The organism is Pantoea sp. JZ2 (assembly GCF_035191405.1).
Taxonomy (GTDB): Bacteria; Pseudomonadota; Gammaproteobacteria; order Enterobacterales; family Enterobacteriaceae; genus Pantoea; species Pantoea stewartii.
Genome location: NZ_CP045247.1, coordinates 4,049,433 through 4,068,592, shown reverse-complemented (window position 1 = coordinate 4,068,592; position 19,160 = coordinate 4,049,433). Strand labels below are relative to the sequence as shown.

Sequence of the window (19,160 nt, the reverse complement as noted above, 5' to 3'; positions counted from 1 at the left end):
GTATACATTTGATTAACAATCACATCACTCTTCGTTAGCCACCAGAAAATTTTTGGGCGGAGCGCCAGAGTGTCTCAGAGAGGAGACTTGTATGCTTGACTGGACATCGACCCAGCGCAATGTGGCTTTCGCCTGTTTTGCCAGTTGGACGCTGGACGCTTTCGACTTTTTTATTCTGGTGTTTGTCCTGAGTAATCTTGCTCAGTACTTCCATAATTCCGTCACCGACGTGTCGGTCGCTATCATGCTGACGCTGGCGGTGCGCCCATTGGGTGCCTTACTGTTTGGCCGGATGGCGGAAAAATATGGCCGCAAGCCTATCCTGATGCTGAATATCGTCTTTTTCTCGGCGTTTGAGCTGTTGTCCGCCTGGTCACCCACCTTCACCGCATTTCTGGCCTTTCGTGTTTTCTACGGTATTGCCATGGGCGGAATCTGGGGCGTGGCATCCTCGCTGGCGATGGAGACGATACCCGATCGTTCACGCGGTCTGATGTCGGGCCTGTTCCAGGCGGGTTATCCCTGTGGCTATTTGCTGGCGTCCATTGTGTTCGGTCTGGTTTTCGACATGGTAGGCTGGCGCGGCATGTTTCTTATCGGCGCTGTCCCGATTCTGTTGTTGCCGTTCATCTACTTTAAAGTCCCGGAATCCCCGGTCTGGCTGGCCGCGCGTGAACGTAAAGAAAGCAGTGCCCTGATGCCCGTCCTGCGCCAGCACTGGAAAATATGTATTTACATGGTGCTGCTGATGGCCTGTTTTAACTTTTTCAGCCACGGCACGCAGGATCTGTATCCGACTTTCCTCAAAGTGCAGCATCAGTTTGATGCGCACACGGTCAGTATTATTGCTATCGCCTACAATATTGCTGCGATGCTGGGGGGCATTTTCTTCGGTACGCTGTCAGAACGCATTGGGCGCAAGCGAGCCATTATTATCGCGGCGCTGCTGACGCTGCCTGTGTTGCCGTTGTGGGCCTTTTCCAGCGGTTCCTGGACGATTGGTCTCGGTGCCTTCCTGATGCAGTTTATGGTGCAGGGCGCCTGGGGCGTGATCCCGACTTATCTGAACGAACTGGTTCCGGGAAACGCAAGAGCAGTGTTGCCCGGCTTTGTTTATCAGTTGGGGAATCTCATTGCGTCCGTCAACGCGACGCTGCAGTCGCGCATTGCTGAAGCGCATGGCGGCAATTACGGTCTCGGTATGGCCATTGTAGCCGGGACGGTGGCAATATTGATTTGCCTGTTTGTCGCCTTTGGCCGGGAAACGCGCGGCATGACAATTTCGGGAACGGTGGCAAAGCAGACGCACTAGCGCGTTTCACAGACATCTACCCATTTTGCCGCAGTGAGTTCAGCCATTTGCTGCGGCGAAATGCGGACAGCGCTGTGAATCGATCCTGCGGCAGGCAACACTTCATCAAAGCTTTTTAACGAGATATCGCAATACACGGTCACCGGGTTTTCCAGGCCAAAAGGGCAGACGCCGCCCACAGGATGCCCGGTCCAGTTAATCACTTCGTCCACACTAAGCATGCGCGCTTTCGCACCCATCACCGCTTTCAGCTTACGATTATCTAACCGTGCATCACCGCGTGTGACCACCAGGATCACCTCATTTTTCACTTTGAGTGACAGCGTTTTCGCAATTTGTCCCGGTTCAACACCGTGAACACGTGCCGCCATTTCTACCGTTGCCGTACTGTATGGCATCTCAATGATGTCTATTTCCGGCGCACGCTCGGCAAAAAACTGGCGTACAGACTCCAGGCTCATTTTTTACTCCCGACTAATCGAAGGCGTAGAAATTGCCATAAGCCCGCGGTGGTGTAAACGGCAGAGAGAAAGAATAGGTAACAGAATGCATAACGGTACGTTAACAGAGAGCTATGGCCGTCAGGCCGGGGACAGACAGCCCCCGGTGATGTACGTGCCGACGGCTGGTGGTCCTGCGACCCGGCACGGCGGTTAGCCGATCTCGCTGACGGTGTTGTGAAGTACGGGGAGATCTTCCCAGGCGAGGATGGTATTGCGCCCCTGATTTTTTGCCACGTAAAGCGCACGGTCGGCGTTCGCAACCGCCTGATCAAATTCATCATCGTAAATAGGGGCAATGCCTGCGCTGATAGTCACATGCGTAGAAACGCGCTCATTAAACATATGCGGTATTTCCAGGTTGACGACATATTGCCGAATACGTTCAGCCAGTTTCATGGCAATCGAGGCATTCACATTGGTCATCAGCACAAGAAATTCTTCGCCGCCATAACGGGTTACCACATCACGTGACCGAACGGCGTCACGAATAGCGACGGAAACGCGGGCCAGCGCCTGATCGCCCATCGCGTGGCCGTAATTATCGTTGTAGGCCTTAAAATGGTCGATATCAAGCAATAACACATAATGGCTACCCGCATGATTATCCAGAATGTTATCAAGGCGGTTCTTCAGTCCGCGGCGGTTATATAAACCGGTTAACGGATCGAGCATACTGAGATCGCTAAACGATTCTTTCTCTTCATATAATTGATACATTAAGCGCAGTGTAAAATCTTCCGAACGTCGGCGCATTAAATGTTGTAAAGAAAACCCGATCAGCGGCAGGGCAATGGTCAATAAAATCAAGGGCAAATGCTGTCCGTGATCCAGCATCAGCACGGTGAGCATTGCGGGCGTGATGTGCAAACAAAACGCCACTAAATAATCGCTTAAGGCAATCGCACTGATAAAAAAAACGCACAGCAGACTGACAATCAGAAATCCACCATCCGTCAAAGAAACAAACTGGTAGCGGTGCTGAATATGCCACGCCCATAACCCGCCTAAAATCAACGCCACAGGATTTAACAGGGGTAATTTTAGTTTTGCCTTTATTAAACACGTGGCCAGCATCGTCATACTGAAGAAAGCCACCATAATCACCGGTACAGTAACTTGTGTTTCATTGTTTTCTGCTAAAGGGAGCAGACAAAATAGTGAAACTGCAGCGTTTAAAAACAAAAAGAGCATGAAAGAAAGGCGGTATTTGCTGTGTTTCAATTCATCATAAGATTCTATTTTCATTATTAATACTCGTGACGGCCCTGAAATAACAAAGCAAAAGCCGGCAAATGATTTCAGCCGATCGACAGATTTAATATTGCTGTTATAAATTGTGTAATCAGCCGCAATTTAGCATTTTCTTGTTTCTCTGTCATCTTCCCGCCGGGCCACAAAAACAAGCTGCGCATTGAGAATAGTTATCATATGATAATGGGAATGGTTATCATCCATGTAATCAGGTACTGTCCTGACAGCGATGACAGATGAGGAGACAATGATGCGCGGGATAAAACTGGACAGTGCATGGGCGGGCGTACTGGCCTGTGCGGTAATACCAGCCATGACGCTGTGGCAACCCAGCTTCGGGCAGTGGCGTATGATGATGTTGGTGGCGTTACTGCTGACAGTGCTGATGCTGTTTAATCAGCGGATGCGGCATTATGTGTTACTGCCTTCCTGTCTGGCGCTGGCGAGCGTGCTGGCCGCGATTAGCGTGAGATTAACCGGATAGTAACAGTAAAAAGGGAGCAGAAGAAAAAGAGAGGGAGGACAACGTTGGTGCGAAGAGAGGGACTTGAACCCTCACGTCCGTTAAGACACTAACACCTGAAGCTAGCGCGTCTACCAATTCCGCCACCTTCGCATCCTGTTGTCTTTTCATATCACCGCATTGGTGCGAAGAGAGGGACTTGAACCCTCACGTCCGTTAAGACACTAACACCTGAAGCTAGCGCGTCTACCAATTCCGCCACCTTCGCGCAGTGCTCGCGATATGAAATCTGTGATTTTGGTGCGAAGAGAGGGACTTGAACCCTCACGTCCGTTAAGACACTAACACCTGAAGCTAGCGCGTCTACCAATTCCGCCACCTTCGCATACCCGTAATACGTTACCGTATTACAACCACGGAGGCGCATTTTAGAGATTTTACTCAATGCGTCAACACATATTTCGCCAGACGGAAACGATCGCTGCAAAAAGCAACGTTTTCAGCCTGGCAACACGCAAAAAGGGCGAAAAAGGCAGAAAAAAGATTAACGGGCTTTCGCACCGCGACCGTAAACGGCACGGTAAACTTTGAAGCGACCGGTCTGCGCCAGCACTTCATGATTGCCAAAGGTTTCGTCCAGCACCTGTGGATAAGGCAGGAAGGCATTCGCCACAATGCGCAGTTCTCCGCCGCTGTTAAGGTGCTTAACGGCACCACGAATCAGCGTTTGTGCTGCATCCAGGCTGGTCTGGGTGCCTTCATGAAACGGCGGGTTGGAGATAATCATGTCAAAGCGCCCGGTGACATCGGAAAAGACGTTACTGGCAAATACTTCGCCTTCCAGACCGTTAGCGGCCAGGGTGGCTTTGCTGGCCTCGATTGCGGCGGCATGGACATCGCATAACCACAGGCGCACTTTGGGCGAATGCGCCGGTAACGACGCCGCAATCACGCCTGCACCACAGCCGATATCCAGCACTTTGCCTTTGGTATGGGGCGTGAATGTTGAAAGCAGTAACGCGCTGCCGGCATCCAGGCCGTCGCGGCTGAAAACGCCAGGTAAGGTATGGATGGTCAGGTCATCCAGCTGATAGCGGTTGCCAAAGGCCGAAGCATCAAAGGCGGGCTGCTTCTCCAGACGTCCGTGATAAAGACCGCAACGCCGCGCACTGTCGATTTTTTCCAGGGTCACCCACTGCTCCAGCATGCCTTCTGCGCTGCGCACGCCGCTGCGGTTCTCACCGACGACAAACACATCACAGCCGACGGGCAGTAACGACAGCAGGTTCTGCAACTGAAACTGCACTTCAGGTTTGTTTTTGGTCCAGAAGTAAACCAGCGTATCGCAACCCTGCACATCGTCGGCCTGCGCAACCAGTCCATAACGCGCCTGGTCGCCCAGGCGGCGGCTCAGGTTTTGCCAGTGATGATATTGTTGGGTATGCACACGGGAAGCGGCGGTCTCCAGCTGTGCGGGCAGGTCATCCTGCAGGTCGCCAGCAAATAAAACGTGGCGGGTGGAAAATTCATCACTGTGGCGCAGAATGACTTCACTGGCCGGGGTAAAAGCAGACATGTCGGGCTCCTGTAAGATCTGAGCGGAGATTATAGTGGTTTGTTGGCGCATGTTCGATGGGTTTGCTAGCATAGCGTCGCATTCCGCGAGCAAAGCAGGTATACCATGACGTCCAGGCGCGACTGGCTTTTACAGCAAATGGGGATAACGCAGTATCAACTGCGCCGCCCGCGCGTGCTCCAGGGCGAAATCGCCGTGCGGCTTTTGCCGGATACCCAACTGATTATCGTGGCGGAAAATCCGCCCGGTTTGCAGGAGCCTTTCCTGCGTGATGTTCTGCACACGCTCGGTCTGAAACCCACGCAGGTCATGACCGTTACGCCGGATCAGCTGCAAATGCTGCCGGAAACGTTGAACTGTGCAGGGTGGTTGCTGGGCGTTGAGAGCGAGCAATCCTTTAACGGCGTGGCGTTATCGAGCGCCTCTTTCAATGAACTCCTGAGTAGCGGTGCCGCCCGGCGCGCGCTCTGGCAACAAATGTGTGAACATGACAGCCATTTCTTTTCTCACGCCTGACGCGATTCCCCAGGCTTTCGCGATTGAGTGCCGTAGCCATGCGTTTCCATGGCGCGAAGAGACCTTTATCAGCAACCAGGGCGAGCGGTTTCTCAACCTGCGGCTGGATGTCGAGGGCCAGATGGCCGCCTTTGCCATTACCCAGGTGGTGCTGGATGAAGCTTCGCTGTTTAATATCGCTGTCGATCCGGCGTATCAACGGCGCGGCTTCGGGCGGGCGCTGCTGCTGCATTTAATCGATCAACTGCTTGCACGCGATGTGATGACGCTGTGGCTGGAGGTGCGTGCGTCCAATGCACCGGCCATCGCGCTGTACGAACAGCTGGATTTCAACCAGGTCAGCCGCCGTCCCAACTATTACCCTTGCGCCAGTGGCCGTGAAGATGCCCTGATCATGGCGCTGACGCTGTAGCCGCTTGTAAGGAATGTCGATGTTAGATAACTGGGATTGCATTCTGTTTGATGCAGATGACACGCTGTTTCACTTTGATTCGTATGCCGGCCTGCAACGCCTGTTTGCCGGGTACGATGTCCGGTTTACCGACCAGGATTTTGCAGATTACCAGGCGGTCAACAAGCCGTTATGGGTGGAATACCAGAATGGCCAGTTATCCGCACTGGAGCTTCAGACTCGCCGCTTTGCCGGCTGGGGGCAAAAACTGAGCGTGGCGCCGGCCATTCTTAACGATGGCTTTCTGTCAGCGATGGCGGAAATTTGCCTGCCGCTGGAGGGCGCAGACAGCCTGATGACGCTGCTACACGGCCGCGTCAAAATGGGCATCATTACCAACGGCTTTACCGCCCTGCAGCAGCGCCGTCTGGAGCGTACCGGCTTTCTTGATTACTTCTCTGCGCTGGTGGTGTCAGAAGAAGTGGGCGTGCCTAAGCCTGACGCCAGAATCTTTGACTATGCGCTCGCGCAGCTGGGAAACCCACCGCGCGATCGGGTGCTGATGGTCGGCGATACGCCGGAATCCGATATCCTTGGCGGCATGAATGCCGGTATTAAAACCTGTTGGGTTGACCATGGGACGCGCCCCTTGCCTGACGCAATTAAACCCGACTGGCGGGTGAACACGTTATCAGAGCTGGAAGCGCTGCTCAGAGGCTGACTCTCGCCCGAAGTGCAACGTCAGTAAGGCCCCGTGAAACGGGCCTTTTACATTGGGCTAAGCGTTAAGCAAGGCAGGAGAGGGCTGTCAGACGTTGACCTGTAAACCCTTCCGTCACGCGGAGGGTTTCGCGGCGTCGTCTTTTTTCTCGTCCTCTTCGTCATCCTCTTTCACAGGCGTACTGGCCGTGAGCAGAAACGGAGACTGCTGCCAGCGCGTGCGACGGTCGCGCAGTAACGTGCGACTCAGGATGATGCCAATGGCCAGCGCCAGCAGCATCATCAGGCGCAGAATATTGGTGGTGTTATCCACCTGGCGTGATTCGGTGACCAGCACGTGCGTATCCAGCGTAACGCGCAGAAAGCCAGCAGGGCCATTGCTGCCGCTGAGCGGCTGGACAATTTGATGATTAAAGTAACTGCCCGCGCGCTTGCCATCCAGCGCCAGCCGATCGCGCACGTTGATATTTTCGCCGCTGTGCGCCACCAGGCTGCCATCGCCTGCATAGACGGACGCATCCAGAATACGGCTGTTGTCGGTCATCTGACTGATGATGGCCTCAATCTGGCTACGATTGTCTTCGCTGTTATCCATCAAGGGTTTCAGACTGAAAGCCACTTGCCGGGTCAGCGTCTGGGCCAGCTCTTCTGCCTGTTCAGAACGGGCCATTTGATGGCCAAGGCTAAACCAGGATGCGCCTTGCATAAGCACCACTAACAGCGCCAGTGAAATCAAAACAATCACCGTGCGATGTAAGCGAAATTTCAGTGCGGTTTTAGCCATTAATTATCCGAATCACGTGACGACAGAAAGCCTGGATATTATGTTGCCAGAAGCAGCGCAGACAAGGTAGCCTCTTGCGTGGTTTTGTTGTTCCTACAGGAGCCCTGATGTCAAATCATCTTACCTGGTGCGATCTGCCTGCTGATGTCTCTCTCTGGCCGGGGTTGCCCCTTTCACTGAGCGGTGATGAAGTCATGCCGCTGGATTACCGTGCTGGCCGAACCGGCTGGTTACTCTATGGTCGCGGTCTGGATAAACAGCGTCTGACCGATTACCAGCATCAGCTTGGGGCCGCCATGGTGATCGTCAGCGCCTGGAACGTTGACGACTATCAGGTCATCCGCCTGGCGGGCTCCCTGACGCCGTTTGCCAGCAAACTGGCGCACGAGCTGGCGCTGGACGTAGCGCCGCTGGGGAAAATCCCCCACCTGAAAACGCCGGGCCTGCTGGTTATGGACATGGATTCTACCGCCATCCAAATCGAATGTATTGATGAGATAGCCAAACTGGCGGGCTGCGGCGAGCAGGTGGCAGAAGTCACCGAGCGGGCGATGCGCGGCGAGCTGGATTTTACCGCCAGCCTGCGCCAGCGCGTGGCGACGCTGAAAGGGGCGGATGCCAATATTCTTAAGCAGGTGCGCGACGAACTGCCCTTAATGCCGGGTCTGACCACGCTGACCAAAAAATTACAGGCGCTGGGCTGGCAGGTCGCGATTGCCTCAGGTGGCTTCACCTATTTTGCCGAGTTCCTGCGCGATAAGCTGCATCTGGCGGCAATAGCCGCTAATGAACTGGAAATCCGGGACGGAAAACTCACCGGCGAGGTGCTGGGTCCTGTCGTTGACGCACAGTACAAAGCAGAGACGTTGAAAAAGCTGGCGAAGCGTTTTGAGATTGCGCCAGAGCAGACCGTGGCGATCGGCGATGGTGCCAATGATTTGCTGATGATAAAAGCGTCGGCGCTGGGCATTGCTTACCATGCCAAACCGAAAGTCAATGAGCAAACCGCCGTCACGATTCGCCATGCCGATTTGATGGGCGTGTTTTGCATCCTGACCGGTAGCCTGATTCACGAAGAGCGTTAACTGAGGAGTTGTTTTGGCCAAAGCGGCAAAACGCGCATTTGTCTGTAACGAGTGCGGCGCAGATTATCCACGCTGGCAGGGGCAGTGCAGCGCCTGTCACGCCTGGAACACGATTACCGAGGTCCGTATTGCGGCCTCACCGGCGGCGGCGCGCAATGAGCGCCTCAGCGGTTATGCAGGCAATGCCGGAACCAGTCGGGTGCAAAAGCTGTCCGAAATCAGTCTGGAAGCCTTGCCCCGTTTTTCGACCAGTTTTAAAGAGTTTGACCGCGTACTGGGTGGCGGTGTGGTACCGGGCAGTGCCATTCTGATTGGCGGTAACCCCGGCGCCGGGAAATCGACGCTGCTGTTGCAGGTGATGTGCCGTTTAGCCGAGAGCATGAAAACCCTCTACGTCACCGGGGAGGAGTCATTACAGCAGGTCGCTATGCGCGCCCATCGTCTGGGGTTGCCGAGTGACAATCTGAACATGCTGTCGGAAACCAGCATTGAGCAGATCTGCCTGATTGCGGAGCAGGAGCAGCCGCAAATCATGGTGATCGACTCGATTCAGGTGATGCATATGGCGGATATCCAGTCGTCGCCGGGCAGCGTGGCGCAGGTGCGTGAAACGGCCGCCTATCTGACGCGTTTCGCTAAAACCCGTGGCGTGGCAATTATCATGGTGGGCCATGTGACCAAAGACGGATCGCTGGCCGGGCCAAAAGTTCTGGAGCACTGCATTGACTGCTCCGTCCTGCTGGACGGCGATGCCGATTCCCGCTTCCGGACGTTACGTAGCCATAAAAACCGCTTTGGTGCCGTCAATGAACTTGGCGTATTTGCCATGACCGAGCAGGGCATGCGTGAGGTGAGCAACCCGTCCGCCATTTTCCTGTCGCGTGGTGAAGAGATCACGTCCGGCAGTTCGGTCATGGTGTTATGGGAAGGCACCCGTCCTTTACTGGTGGAGATTCAGGCGCTGGTGGATCATTCGATGATGGGCAATCCGCGTCGGGTTGCGGTCGGTCTGGAACAGAACCGCCTGGCCATTCTGCTGGCAGTGCTGCATCGTCATGGCGGTTTGCAAATGGCGGATCAGGATGTGTTCGTCAACGTGGTCGGCGGCGTGAAAGTCACGGAAACCAGTGCTGACCTGGCCCTGATGCTGTCGATGGTGTCCAGCCTGCGCGATCGCCCTTTGCCGCAGGATCTGGTTATCTTTGGCGAGGTCGGACTGGCCGGAGAGATTCGTCCGGTGCCCAGCGGACAGGAGCGCATTGCTGAAGCGGCTAAACATGGCTTTAAGCGGGCGATCGTGCCGGCGGGTAACGCACCGAAAAAGCCGATTGAGGGCATGCGCGTATACAGCGCGAAGAAGCTGGCGGATGCGTTGGCTATCCTTGATGATCTCTAAGCGAGTCCGTTTGTCCGGTGGCCGTATGGTCACCGGGCAGACGACAGGCTACGCTCTTCCCCTCGTTGAACATTGCTTGCAGGAGGCACCACATGTCGGCGTTTGATTATTTAAAAACGGCGATTCGCCAGCAGGGCCACACGCTTCAACAGGTGGCCGATGCCAGTGGCATGACCAAAGGGTATTTAAGCCAACTGCTTAACGCGAAAATTAAAAGCCCCAGCGCGCAAAAGCTGGAGGCTCTGCACCGTTTTCTCGGCCTGGAATTCCCCCGTCGCGATAAAAAAATAGGGGTGATTTTTGGCAAGTTTTATCCGCTCCATACTGGCCATATCTATCTGATTCAGCGCGCCTGTAGTCAGGTCGATGAGCTGCATATCATCATGGGCTACGACGAGCCGCGCGATCTGAGCCTGTTTGAAAACAGCGCCATGTCGCAGCAGCCCACCGTCAGTGATCGTCTGCGCTGGTTACTGCAAACCTTTAAGTACCAGAAAAATATTCGCATTCACGCCTTCGATGAAGAGGGGATTGAGCCCTATCCTCATGGCTGGGATGTGTGGAGCGCAGGGGTAAAGATCTTTCTGGAAGAGCAGGGGATTGCGGCAGACTGCGTCTATACCAGTGAGGCACCTGATGCTGAGATGTATCAACAGCATCTGGGCATTCAAACCATACTGATCGATCCGAACCGATCGTTTATGAATATCAGCGGCGCGCAGATTCGTCAGGATCCTTTCCGCTTCTGGGATTACATCCCCACCGAAGTGAAGCCCTTCTTTGTGCGCACCGTGGCCATTCTGGGCGGTGAATCGAGTGGGAAATCGATGCTGGTGAATAAGCTGGCGAACATCTTTAACACGTCCAGCGCCTGGGAATATGGCCGCGACTATGTCTTTTCACATCTGGGCGGCGATGAGATGGCGCTTCAGTATTCAGACTACGACAAGATCGCGCTGGGCCATGCACAGTACATCGATTTTGCGGTGAAATATGCCAATAAAGTGGCATTTATTGATACCGATTTCGTCACGACCCAGGCATTTTGTAAAAAGTATGAAGGCCGTGAGCATCCGTTTGTTCAGGCCATGATTGACGAGTATCGCTTCGATCTGGTGATCCTGCTGGAAAACAACGTACCCTGGGTAGCGGACGGGTTACGCAGCCTGGGCAGCTCTGTCGATCGCCGCGAGTTCCAGAGCATGTTGATAGCGATGTTAGGTGAAAACAACATCGACTTCGTTCATGTGCAGGAAGAAGATTATGACGCGCGCTTCCTGCGCTGTATTGAACTGGTGAAAGGTATGCTGGGCGAACAAAGCGCCCTTTGAGATTTTTGCCTGCACGCCGGGGCGGTGAGGGGACACCCTGCCGCTCCTCACGTCCTGTTTTCTGCGCCTGTTATTTTCCCGCCTTTTTGATTACAAAAAATAATGCTTTGCGAAATACCGCGCCCTCCAAATAACGTACGTAACATACACAAACAAAATAAAGAATTTTGAATTCCTGAGTAACATTATTTCGTATTTAAAGTCTGAAGTTATTTTATTTCTTCTGTTTGTTTATGTTAAATGTAAGTTCAATATTATTTACTGGCTTATATTAAGGGAGCATTCATAAGACAGAAATAAGGATATATCCGGATTTAATAATATGAAAAAGATAAGTATTGGTAATGAAGTGGTTTTTTATCCTGGGAAAAGGGAAATTGTTGGTAATAATCAGACGCTGAAGCTGCATTCTTCAGTCTCATATTGTTTTGAATTGCTGATCGCGCGGCAGGGCGAAATTGTCGATCATGAGGCGTTTTATCAGTATGCCTGGCGACGGTTTGGGATGGAGGTCAGTGCCAATGCGTTATATCAAAGTATTTCGCTCATCAGAAAAGCGCTGTTGGCATGCAATATCCGTCAGGATGTGATCAGGACCATTCCACGCCGTGGCTTCATGCTGGCAAATGCGATTCTTATTGAGGAGTCGACAATTGCGCCTGCTGATGAGGACGCTGGGGCAGGAAAAAACGACCAGAAAGACGAACAGAATATTCCGCCCTTCGCTACGTCCGGTGAAGAGGCGAGTGCGTGCGATACAACGGAATCCGTTATTCAGGATGATGAGGATATTTCAGAAAACCTTATTAAGAACGCACCGTATTCTGAACCAGAATCTCAACAGCCCATCAGCCGTCCTGAGCCTGCTGAATTCACTGTCAGCAAAGGCGCTTATCGCTATGCTATTTCGACACGGCATCTTTTTATCACGGGACTGGCGGTGATGACGATACTGGTTTGTGGTTTTGCCATCATGACCTTTTCACTTCACCGCCACGAGATGATTTTTATTAAACGGTTTGATATGAATGGATGTGAAATATACGCCAATGAAAAAGCCGGTAATGGCCTGGTCGCGCGCATCGCCGTTGACAGTAAAGTCAGTTGTACAGAACGACGAAAGATTTATATCACGGCATTTACCAATGGTGAACGCATTTCGGTACTGCAATGTAAAAATGCACTCTCGTTTTTCGGCTCCCCCGACTGTATTTCGTATTATTATATAAGGAGTAAGTAGTGAAGTTAACCTTTCTGTTGGCTGTAATCGTGATGACAGCAGCAGGCATTGTCGTGTTTTTATTCAGACAGGATTCTGTCCATTGTATTGCAAACAGTAATTACATCAGAAATGGTGAGACATTTTCCGTCATCACCTCTCATGATATGCGAGAGGGGCACGGTGTTATCGCCATCACCGGCCGACTCACCGATCACGATAATAACGTTACTCGTCTGAGCAAAATTATCCGGTTTACTTATCAGCGCGAGGGCGATCTGTACCTTGCCCGGTCAACATTAATTGAATCGTCCCCGGATAATCAAATGTCCCAGCAGGAACAGCAAAAGTGGCTGCCGGCATTTTTTATTAACGTGGGGGCGACGTTTCCCTTTGTCATCAAAAGGACGGGTATTGACACCTGGACATTTTATTCGGGCCCTGTTCCGCTTTACCTCTGCGAAAAATAAGCCATAAAACGTGGCGATCGTTAATGTTCTTTGTGGGTTCCCGGTCTGTGGTTATCTTAAGGGGACTCTCATTTCAGTAACAGAGGATTAACACCATCTAATTGAATTTAAATATCTTTCTATTTGATGGTGCATTCCTTCACATAAGCTCAGAACACTTCACACACCGTTCCCCTGCCGTGCGCCTTATGATCCTCGCCGCCAATGCGCATCTTTATTCATCAAAAATCATAAGAGGGAATCAATGAAAGCCAGCTCTTTTTCACGCTGCATGACGCTTGTTGTATGGAGTGCGAGTTTAATGTCTTGCCATGTTTTTGCAGCCTCAGAAAATACAATTCGCTTTCAGGGTGAGGTCAATGCACAAACCTGTAACGTCAATGTTAATGATGCAACCGGCAGCCCGATTATTTTGCTGCCGACCGTTTCAACGGCCGAGTTGAGTACAGCAAAATCAACCGCCGGTAAAACACCTTTTACGATTAACTTAACCGGTTGCGTCGCACCGGACGCCGGATCAACACAGGCAATGGCAATTAATCTGGCTGGCAATAATATTTCGCCCACCGGCGATTTACTCAATACCGGCACCGCCGAAAACGTGGCGCTGCGTTTACTGGACAGTAACGACAACGCGATAGATTTGTCGGGTGGGACGGCCAGGGTCACCGGTATGACGCTGGAAAGCGGAAGCACCAGCGCATCGCAAAACTTTTCAGTCGTCTATTACAGCGACTCTGGAAAGGCGGGCGCCGGTACGGTTTTAAGTAGCGTTCAATATTCTGTCAGCTATCCCTAATCATCAGGCCCCCTTATTTTAAGGGGGCAGGAGAACCCTGTGTTGAAGTCTCTAGTTCTTCTTTTTCTGGCCTTTTCAGCCATGTTTTGTCAGGCAAGCGTCGTATTAAATGGCACGCGCGTCATTGTAGACGGTGCGAAAAAAGAAAAAACGCTTCAGTTTACGAATACTGGCGATCAGCCAGCGCTGATTCAGATTCAGGCGATCAATCTCAATAATCATTCTGTCCCCCCTTTTGTGGCGTTGCCGCAAATATTCAGGATTGCTCCTGAAGCCGGCCAAACGGTAAAGCTCAACGTGACGGAGAATAATCTTCCTCAGGACAGAGAGTCACTGTTTTATATGGATTACACCGAGATCCCCTCGTTAAAAAAAGGGCTGGAGGATAAGAATAAACTCTATTTGATTATTAAGAACAGAGTAAAGGTTATCGTTCGCCCAAATGGACTGAATTTTTCCATGGATAACCTGAAGAATGCGCTCTCATACCATATTCAGGGACATGACATCGTTTTCCGCAATGCCTCGCCCTTTTACGCCAATATTCGATCTTTTGCGTTGGTTAAAGGAAATAACCGTGTTCCCTGGCATGAAGCCGTGACGCTGGCACCGTTTAGTGAGCAGCGTATTACGTTAAAAGGCCAGTCATCCCTTCAGGGATATACGCTTAACGCCGTTCTTATTAATGATTTTGGTGCCGACGAAAGAATAAACGTGAACGAAAAGTAGCAGAAATGAATATAGTCTCATTATTCTTATTGTTCGCTTTGAGTCTGCTTTTCCTCCGGGGCGGTCAGGCGGCTGAAGGTCAGGATGACTATCTGTTTGATCCTGCTTTAGTGCGCGAAATGCTGCCTGGACAGATTGCGATGCCTGACAATGTGCAGGACGCCTGGTTCCAGCCCGGCCGCTATGATGTCGATCTTTATCTCAACGGTAAATTTCAACAGTCCACGTCGGTTGATATCGTTCGTGCGGGCAGAGCGCTTTCGGTATGCCTGCCGTTGTCCTTTTATCAGGCCTTCGGCGTCAAAGCCCACTATCTCACTGCGCTCAAGGCGAAAGACTGTGCCAGGCCCGATGCGCTTTTGACGGGCGCGTCAGTTAACGTGAATACGGGCAGCCTGCGTGTAGACGTTACCGTCCCACAGGCGATGCGGGTTCAGCGGCCCGTCGGCTATATCGCGCCCGAAAACCTGACGGCGGGCACGACCATGGGGTTCGTGAATTACAATCTGAACCAGTTCTATTCCGATTATAAAAATGCGCAGCGTTTCGAATCCACGTATCTGGGTATTAACAGTGGCATCAATGTCGGCATGTGGCGTTTTCGTCAACAGGGAAACTTTACGCATGACGAGGTCGGCAATCGCTGGCAAAGCGCCAGGGCCTGGGTACAACGTGCGCTGCCGTCATTACGAAGTGAGGCGGGCATAGGCGAGCTTTTCAGTAACGGCGATCTGTTTACGGCGGTCAGTTTCAACGGGGTCAGTCTGGACTCTGATGACCGTATGCTGCCGGATTCTGTTCGGGGTTATGCACCGCTGGTGCGCGGCGTGGCAAACAGCAATGCCCGCGTGACGGTCTGGCAGGGCAAGCAACGGATATATCAGACAACCGTGCCGCCAGGGCCGTTTACGATCAATGACCTGAGCCCGGTGAGCTATGGCGGCGATCTCAGCGTGGAGGTTCAGGAGTCTGACGGCAGCCTGCATCGTTTTAGTGTGCCGTATGCGGTCTTACCGCAGTCGCTGCGTCCAGGCCGGACAGACTACAACTTTGCCGCCGGTAAAGTCAGGGATTACAGCAAAGCCAACACCTTTACTGAGTTAACCGCCAGGCACGGCCTGAGCAATGCCATTACGCTGAACGGCGGCGTCAGGCTGGGTGAACGCTATCATGCCGTGCTGGCTGGCGGCGTCTGGGCTTCAGACATAGGGGCCGTGGGATTTAACAGCGCGTATTCCAGCGCGGTTCTGAACGGCGGTGAGTCGACCCAGGGATGGCGTTACGCACTGAGTTACAGCCGGACCTTTCAGCCCACGAATACCACTCTGACGTTTGCGGGCTACCAGTATTCCACCCAGGGTTACCGCGATCTCAACGACGTGATTGCACTGAATAATGCGGAAACGCCGGGCCGCAACAGTATTACCAGCGAATATATGCAGCGTACCCGCCTGCAGATGACCCTGAATCAGACGCTGGGGCAGTGGGGCAACATCTATCTCTCCGGCTCGAAGCAAAATTACTATGACGGTCGCTCACGGACGACACAGTTTCAGGTCGGTTATGGCACGGTGCTGCCCAAAAACATCGCACTGAATATTTCCCTGTCCCGCCAGTATTCGCGCAGAGCCTATGCCACCGATCCGCGCAGAGCTGTCATGGCTCAGTACGCAGACGAGACGTTTTATAAAGATACCCAGTTACAGGTCAGTGTCTCTGTGCCGCTGGGCACGGACGCCACTTCACCTTACCTGGCTCTGGGGGGATCCCGTGGAAGCCAGAACGGCAGTAATTACACAGCGTCGCTCAGCGGGCTGAGTGGTGAGAGCGGCACCAGCTACAGCCTGAATGTGAATCGCGATCAGCAGCAGCGTGACACGACAGTAAGCGGCAGCCTGGGCAAAACCTTTTCTGAGGCCAGCGTGACCGGTACTGCCTCGACCTCTTCACGTTTTAATCAGATGTCCGTTAACGCCATGGGGGCGGCGGTGATCCACAGCGGTGGTGTGACGTTAGGCCATTATCTGGGCGATACCTTCGCCCTCGTCGAGGCGAAAGGGGCCAGGGGCGCACGCATCCTGAACAGCCAGGGCAGTGAAATCGATCGCTTTGGCTATGCGCTGGTTCCTTCGCTCAACCCGTATCACTACAACACCATTACGCTGGGTGCCAGCGGCAGCGACGGTCATGTGGAAATTCAGGACAGCGAAAAAAGTGTCGCGCCTTATGCCGGTGCGATGGTGAAGGTGTCGTTCAGAACCTTACGCGGTTATCCCCTGATGCTGAAAACCCGCACGAATCACGATGCTATGGTGCCTGTGGGCGCGGATCTGCTGGATGAGACGGGCAAGCGCGTGGGCACGTTTGGCCAGGGCGGCAATGCCTGGTTACGTGTGGCGAAAACCCAGGGCCGACTGAAAGCCGTCTGGGGTGACGATGCGCAATCGTCCTGCGTGATGGATTACCACATACCTCAACCTGAACCTGACGCGGTGATGACCTACGCGGATGCCGTCTGTCGTTTTTAGATTCTAAGGTGTTAATGATGAAACGCGTTTTAGCGGTAATGACATTCTTTTTTTTGACCGCATGGCTCCCGGCTTACGCGACCTGCACCCGGGTCAACCCGGTCGATCAGGGCTGTGATGCCTGCGGTGCGCCACTTAACTTCGGCAATATCGCATTAATGAATCTGCGTTATCAGCCGGCCGGCACGGTGCTGGCCCGCTCGGTGTTTCGGGTCGTACCGGCTGTCAATAACAGCAATCCCGACCGTGTGTTGTACCAGTGTGATCTTGCCGATAAAGATCAGCTGTATGAGGTCTTCGCCACCAATGGCGACAGTAACGTTGGCGGCGCCTGGGACATGGGGGACAGTTATTTCCAGACCTACTTTCCCTATACCGCGTTAAAACTGGTTCACGTGCGCAGTGGTAAGCCTTTTACCCGTATCTGGCAAAAAGTGCCGCTCACGCAGTATGAGATAGACGGGAACAAAATCAAGATCAGGGGGCGCGATTTCAGCCCCATCAGCGCGGAGCTCATTCGTACCGACAGCAACAACCGTACGCCGGGTTACGCGTCATGGGGCTGCCTCTGGGCGGCGGCTGATAATTACACTGGCTCCTACAGTTGCAACCAGCCCAATGGCTATGTGGTGTTTATGGGGCCGGGGATGAATGTGCCCGAAGCGGGTCAGGACAGCTGGAACCATTTTGAAACCTGGGGAACCGGACGTTACATGGCCTTTGGGATGAATACCGCGCCGGTCGCCACTCTGACGCAAAATATGACCCAGGGCTGCCGGGTGGAGAATTATACCGCAAACGTCCTTTTCCCCGGCATCAGCATCAATGCGCTCAATGAAGGCCAGGCGGTGACGGCGCCGCTCAGCATTACGCTGGCCTGTGCGGACGGAACCGAAAACCTCTCTGGCGTTCAGTCGGGTCAGCTGTCTCTGGGCTTTCAACCGAGCTACGCCGCGTGGCTGCAGGCGCAGCAGTTGGGACTGACGACGGGAGACGGTCTTTCGCGCTACCTGGTGTCCGATCATTACGACAGTTTACCGTCGCTGGCGAAAGGCGTGGGCATTCAACTGGAAACGTCAGGTGGCCAGCCCGTCTCCTTTTTAAGCTGGAGCAGCTTCAGCGGGAGTGCGGGCTGGCGACCGGTGCTGGAGGACGCGCAGGTGATCAGCGGCAGCCAGCAGAATGACGAGAAACTGTATCAGCGAACTTTCAACGCCCGTCTGGCAAAGCTCCCGGGTAAAACGGTGACGGCGGGCCATGTTGATGCAACCGCATCTATCCTCATTCGGCTGCAATAAGATGAAAACGTTTCTTTGGTTATGGATGTGTATCGTGATTAACGCTCAGGCCGCGGTCATTCCGCAGCAAAGCCGACTGATCTTCCATCCCGGCGAGGTGCAAACCCCGTTACTGCTGGTTAACAGCGGCGACGCACCCGTGCTGATCCAGACCTGGGTCGACAGCGGCGCTCCGGAAAAATCGCCGGGCAGTAAAGCCTTTCCTTTTGTCGCGCTTCCCGGCGTTTTTACGCTGAACAAAGATGAAAAAAAACAGATTACCGTTTTACGCACTGAGCTGGCCGCAACGCTGCCACAGGATCGGGAATCCCTTTACTGGCTCAATCTGTACGAAATCAGCGCCGTAAAAAAAGGAACGATACAGCCGGGCAGCGATAAGATCAGCATGGCGCTGAATACCCAACTTAAAGTGATCAACAGACCGTTTAAGAAGGCGATACCGTTTACGGCACGGGTGAACGCCGTCACCTTTCAGGTCAGGAAAATGCAGGGGCAGGTTTTCATTCGTGCCACCAACCGTAGTGGCTACTTTTTCACGCCGGGCAAAATGACCGTGCGGGCAGGCGGAAAAGGCTACACCGTTTATCTGGACGGGGATAAAACGCTCGCGCCTTTTTCCAGCAAAGAGTATCCCCTGATGGGAAACGCGTCGCCTTCCGCGGCGAGCCAGATCCTTGTTGATTACACGGCGCTGGACGATGAGGGGAACCCGCAGGCTTTTACCGCGCCTGTGGCTCCCTCCGAGGAAGCCCCGTGAAACGGGCCGAGCGGATGCCGCACGGACCGGCA

The 19,160-nt window shown here is 53.3% G+C and carries 19 protein-coding genes and 3 tRNA genes; 15 read left to right on the top strand and 7 right to left on the bottom strand.

The features are described 5' to 3' along the window. Positions 1-91 precede the first annotated feature (91 nt). Positions 92-1,312 carry an MFS transporter gene (locus GC087_RS19660; RefSeq protein ID WP_039338800.1) on the top strand — a complete coding sequence of 407 codons (1,221 nt, stop codon included), beginning with the start codon at positions 92-94 and terminating at the stop codon, positions 1,310-1,312. Here the strand turns inward: GC087_RS19660 and GC087_RS19655 are convergent. Then, a complete protein-coding gene (locus GC087_RS19655) occupies positions 1,309-1,773 on the bottom strand; it encodes a YbaK/EbsC family protein (RefSeq protein WP_033740183.1) in 465 nt (154 codons plus the stop codon). The genes GC087_RS19660 and GC087_RS19655 overlap by 4 nt on opposite strands. Positions 1,774-1,965: 192 nt before the next feature. Next, entirely contained in the window at positions 1,966-3,060 is a 1,095-nt protein-coding gene (locus GC087_RS19650; RefSeq protein ID WP_006121830.1) for a GGDEF domain-containing protein, read from the bottom strand. Positions 3,061-3,316: 256 nt separating this feature from the next. Between GC087_RS19650 and GC087_RS19645 the strand changes: the two genes are divergently transcribed. Next, the gene (locus tag GC087_RS19645; protein WP_006121831.1) at positions 3,317-3,550 is read left to right on the top strand and encodes a DUF1435 family protein; all 234 of its coding nucleotides are present in this window, start codon (positions 3,317-3,319) and stop codon (positions 3,548-3,550) included. 45 nt (positions 3,551-3,595) lie between these two features. Here the strand turns inward: GC087_RS19645 and GC087_RS19640 are convergent. From GC087_RS19640 to rsmC, 4 genes are all read right to left on the bottom strand, one after another. Further along, positions 3,596-3,682: transfer RNA gene (locus GC087_RS19640), tRNA-Leu, on the bottom strand. A gap of 28 nt (positions 3,683-3,710) precedes the next feature. After that, positions 3,711-3,797, bottom strand: a tRNA-Leu gene (locus tag GC087_RS19635). 30 nt (positions 3,798-3,827) lie between these two features. Then, a tRNA-Leu gene (locus tag GC087_RS19630) sits at positions 3,828-3,914 on the bottom strand. Between the two features lie 159 nt (positions 3,915-4,073). Further along, positions 4,074-5,105 carry a 16S rRNA (guanine(1207)-N(2))-methyltransferase RsmC gene (rsmC, locus tag GC087_RS19625; RefSeq protein ID WP_039338798.1) on the bottom strand — a complete coding sequence of 344 codons (1,032 nt, stop codon included), beginning with the start codon at positions 5,103-5,105 and terminating at the stop codon, positions 4,074-4,076. A 105-nt stretch (positions 5,106-5,210) separates the two neighbouring features. Here rsmC and GC087_RS19620 point away from each other — a divergent pair, with 105 nt between their 5' ends. Genes GC087_RS19620 through yjjG form a run of 3 tightly spaced genes read left to right on the top strand, consistent with a single transcriptional unit; the run spans position 5,211 to position 6,733 of the window. Further along, positions 5,211-5,621: a DNA polymerase III subunit psi gene (locus GC087_RS19620; RefSeq protein WP_006121833.1), complete on the top strand. Its 411-nt coding sequence runs from the start codon at positions 5,211-5,213 to the stop codon at positions 5,619-5,621. Next, the gene (gene rimI, locus GC087_RS19615; protein WP_205955954.1) at positions 5,593-6,033 is read left to right on the top strand and encodes a ribosomal protein S18-alanine N-acetyltransferase; all 441 of its coding nucleotides are present in this window, start codon (positions 5,593-5,595) and stop codon (positions 6,031-6,033) included. The genes GC087_RS19620 and rimI overlap by 29 nt, the downstream gene beginning before the upstream one ends. Before the next feature lie 19 nt (positions 6,034-6,052). Continuing rightward, the gene (yjjG, locus tag GC087_RS19610) at positions 6,053-6,733 is read left to right on the top strand and encodes a pyrimidine 5'-nucleotidase (protein ID WP_006121835.1); all 681 of its coding nucleotides are present in this window, start codon (positions 6,053-6,055) and stop codon (positions 6,731-6,733) included. A gap of 114 nt (positions 6,734-6,847) precedes the next feature. On the opposite strand, the gene GC087_RS19605 is transcribed toward yjjG, so the two are convergent. After that, positions 6,848-7,516: a YtjB family periplasmic protein gene (locus GC087_RS19605; protein WP_033740187.1), complete on the bottom strand. Its 669-nt coding sequence runs from the start codon at positions 7,514-7,516 to the stop codon at positions 6,848-6,850. A gap of 107 nt (positions 7,517-7,623) precedes the next feature. Here GC087_RS19605 and serB point away from each other — a divergent pair, with 107 nt between their 5' ends. From serB to GC087_RS19555, 10 genes are all read left to right on the top strand, one after another. Continuing rightward, positions 7,624-8,601: a phosphoserine phosphatase gene (gene serB / locus GC087_RS19600; RefSeq protein ID WP_033740188.1), complete on the top strand. Its 978-nt coding sequence runs from the start codon at positions 7,624-7,626 to the stop codon at positions 8,599-8,601. 13 nt (positions 8,602-8,614) lie between these two features. Beyond that, the gene (radA, locus tag GC087_RS19595; protein WP_006121838.1) at positions 8,615-9,997 is read left to right on the top strand and encodes a DNA repair protein RadA; all 1,383 of its coding nucleotides are present in this window, start codon (positions 8,615-8,617) and stop codon (positions 9,995-9,997) included. A gap of 92 nt (positions 9,998-10,089) precedes the next feature. Beyond that, positions 10,090-11,328: a multifunctional transcriptional regulator/nicotinamide-nucleotide adenylyltransferase/ribosylnicotinamide kinase NadR gene (gene nadR, locus GC087_RS19590; protein WP_006121839.1), complete on the top strand. Its 1,239-nt coding sequence runs from the start codon at positions 10,090-10,092 to the stop codon at positions 11,326-11,328. Between the two features lie 322 nt (positions 11,329-11,650). Beyond that, positions 11,651-12,568 (top strand): winged helix-turn-helix domain-containing protein, encoded by a 918-nt coding sequence (locus tag GC087_RS19585; protein WP_324029107.1) that lies wholly within the window; start codon positions 11,651-11,653, stop codon positions 12,566-12,568. Next, entirely contained in the window at positions 12,568-13,017 is a 450-nt protein-coding gene (locus GC087_RS19580; protein WP_006121842.1) for a YqeJ family protein, read from the top strand. The genes GC087_RS19585 and GC087_RS19580 overlap by 1 nt, the downstream gene beginning before the upstream one ends. A 301-nt stretch (positions 13,018-13,318) precedes the next feature. Continuing rightward, positions 13,319-13,816, top strand: coding sequence for a fimbrial protein (locus GC087_RS19575; protein WP_226374626.1), 498 nt, complete (start codon positions 13,319-13,321; stop codon positions 13,814-13,816). 39 nt (positions 13,817-13,855) lie between these two features. Next, positions 13,856-14,545, top strand: coding sequence for a fimbrial biogenesis chaperone (locus tag GC087_RS19570; RefSeq protein ID WP_205952610.1), 690 nt, complete (start codon positions 13,856-13,858; stop codon positions 14,543-14,545). A gap of 5 nt (positions 14,546-14,550) precedes the next feature. Continuing rightward, positions 14,551-17,073 (top strand): fimbria/pilus outer membrane usher protein, encoded by a 2,523-nt coding sequence (locus GC087_RS19565; RefSeq protein WP_324029105.1) that lies wholly within the window; start codon positions 14,551-14,553, stop codon positions 17,071-17,073. Positions 17,074-17,087: 14 nt separating this feature from the next. Further along, entirely contained in the window at positions 17,088-18,371 is a 1,284-nt protein-coding gene (locus tag GC087_RS19560) for a fimbrial protein (protein ID WP_324029103.1), read from the top strand. A gap of 1 nt (position 18,372) precedes the next feature. Beyond that, positions 18,373-19,128, top strand: coding sequence for a fimbrial biogenesis chaperone (locus tag GC087_RS19555; RefSeq protein WP_006118290.1), 756 nt, complete (start codon positions 18,373-18,375; stop codon positions 19,126-19,128). Positions 19,129-19,160 lie beyond the last annotated feature (32 nt).

Coding starts and splice junctions, on each gene's coding strand:
- nadR (WP_006121839.1), top strand. CDS start 10,090: ATGTCGGCGTTTGATTATTTAAAAACGGCGATTCGCCAGCAGGGCCAC.
- serB (WP_033740188.1), top strand. CDS start 7,624: ATGTCAAATCATCTTACCTGGTGCGATCTGCCTGCTGATGTCTCTCTC.
- GC087_RS19605 (WP_033740187.1), bottom strand. CDS start 7,516: ATGGCTAAAACCGCACTGAAATTTCGCTTACATCGCACGGTGATTGTT.
- GC087_RS19660 (WP_039338800.1), top strand. CDS start 92: ATGCTTGACTGGACATCGACCCAGCGCAATGTGGCTTTCGCCTGTTTT.
- rimI (WP_205955954.1), top strand. CDS start 5,593: ATGACAGCCATTTCTTTTCTCACGCCTGACGCGATTCCCCAGGCTTTC.
- GC087_RS19555 (WP_006118290.1), top strand. CDS start 18,373: ATGAAAACGTTTCTTTGGTTATGGATGTGTATCGTGATTAACGCTCAG.
- GC087_RS19585 (WP_324029107.1), top strand. CDS start 11,651: ATGAAAAAGATAAGTATTGGTAATGAAGTGGTTTTTTATCCTGGGAAA.
- GC087_RS19565 (WP_324029105.1), top strand. CDS start 14,551: ATGAATATAGTCTCATTATTCTTATTGTTCGCTTTGAGTCTGCTTTTC.
- GC087_RS19650 (WP_006121830.1), bottom strand. CDS start 3,060: ATGAAAATAGAATCTTATGATGAATTGAAACACAGCAAATACCGCCTT.
- GC087_RS19560 (WP_324029103.1), top strand. CDS start 17,088: ATGATGAAACGCGTTTTAGCGGTAATGACATTCTTTTTTTTGACCGCA.
- rsmC (WP_039338798.1), bottom strand. CDS start 5,105: ATGTCTGCTTTTACCCCGGCCAGTGAAGTCATTCTGCGCCACAGTGAT.
- GC087_RS19575 (WP_226374626.1), top strand. CDS start 13,319: ATGTCTTGCCATGTTTTTGCAGCCTCAGAAAATACAATTCGCTTTCAG.
- GC087_RS19655 (WP_033740183.1), bottom strand. CDS start 1,773: ATGAGCCTGGAGTCTGTACGCCAGTTTTTTGCCGAGCGTGCGCCGGAA.
- GC087_RS19620 (WP_006121833.1), top strand. CDS start 5,211: ATGACGTCCAGGCGCGACTGGCTTTTACAGCAAATGGGGATAACGCAG.
- GC087_RS19645 (WP_006121831.1), top strand. CDS start 3,317: ATGCGCGGGATAAAACTGGACAGTGCATGGGCGGGCGTACTGGCCTGT.
- yjjG (WP_006121835.1), top strand. CDS start 6,053: ATGTTAGATAACTGGGATTGCATTCTGTTTGATGCAGATGACACGCTG.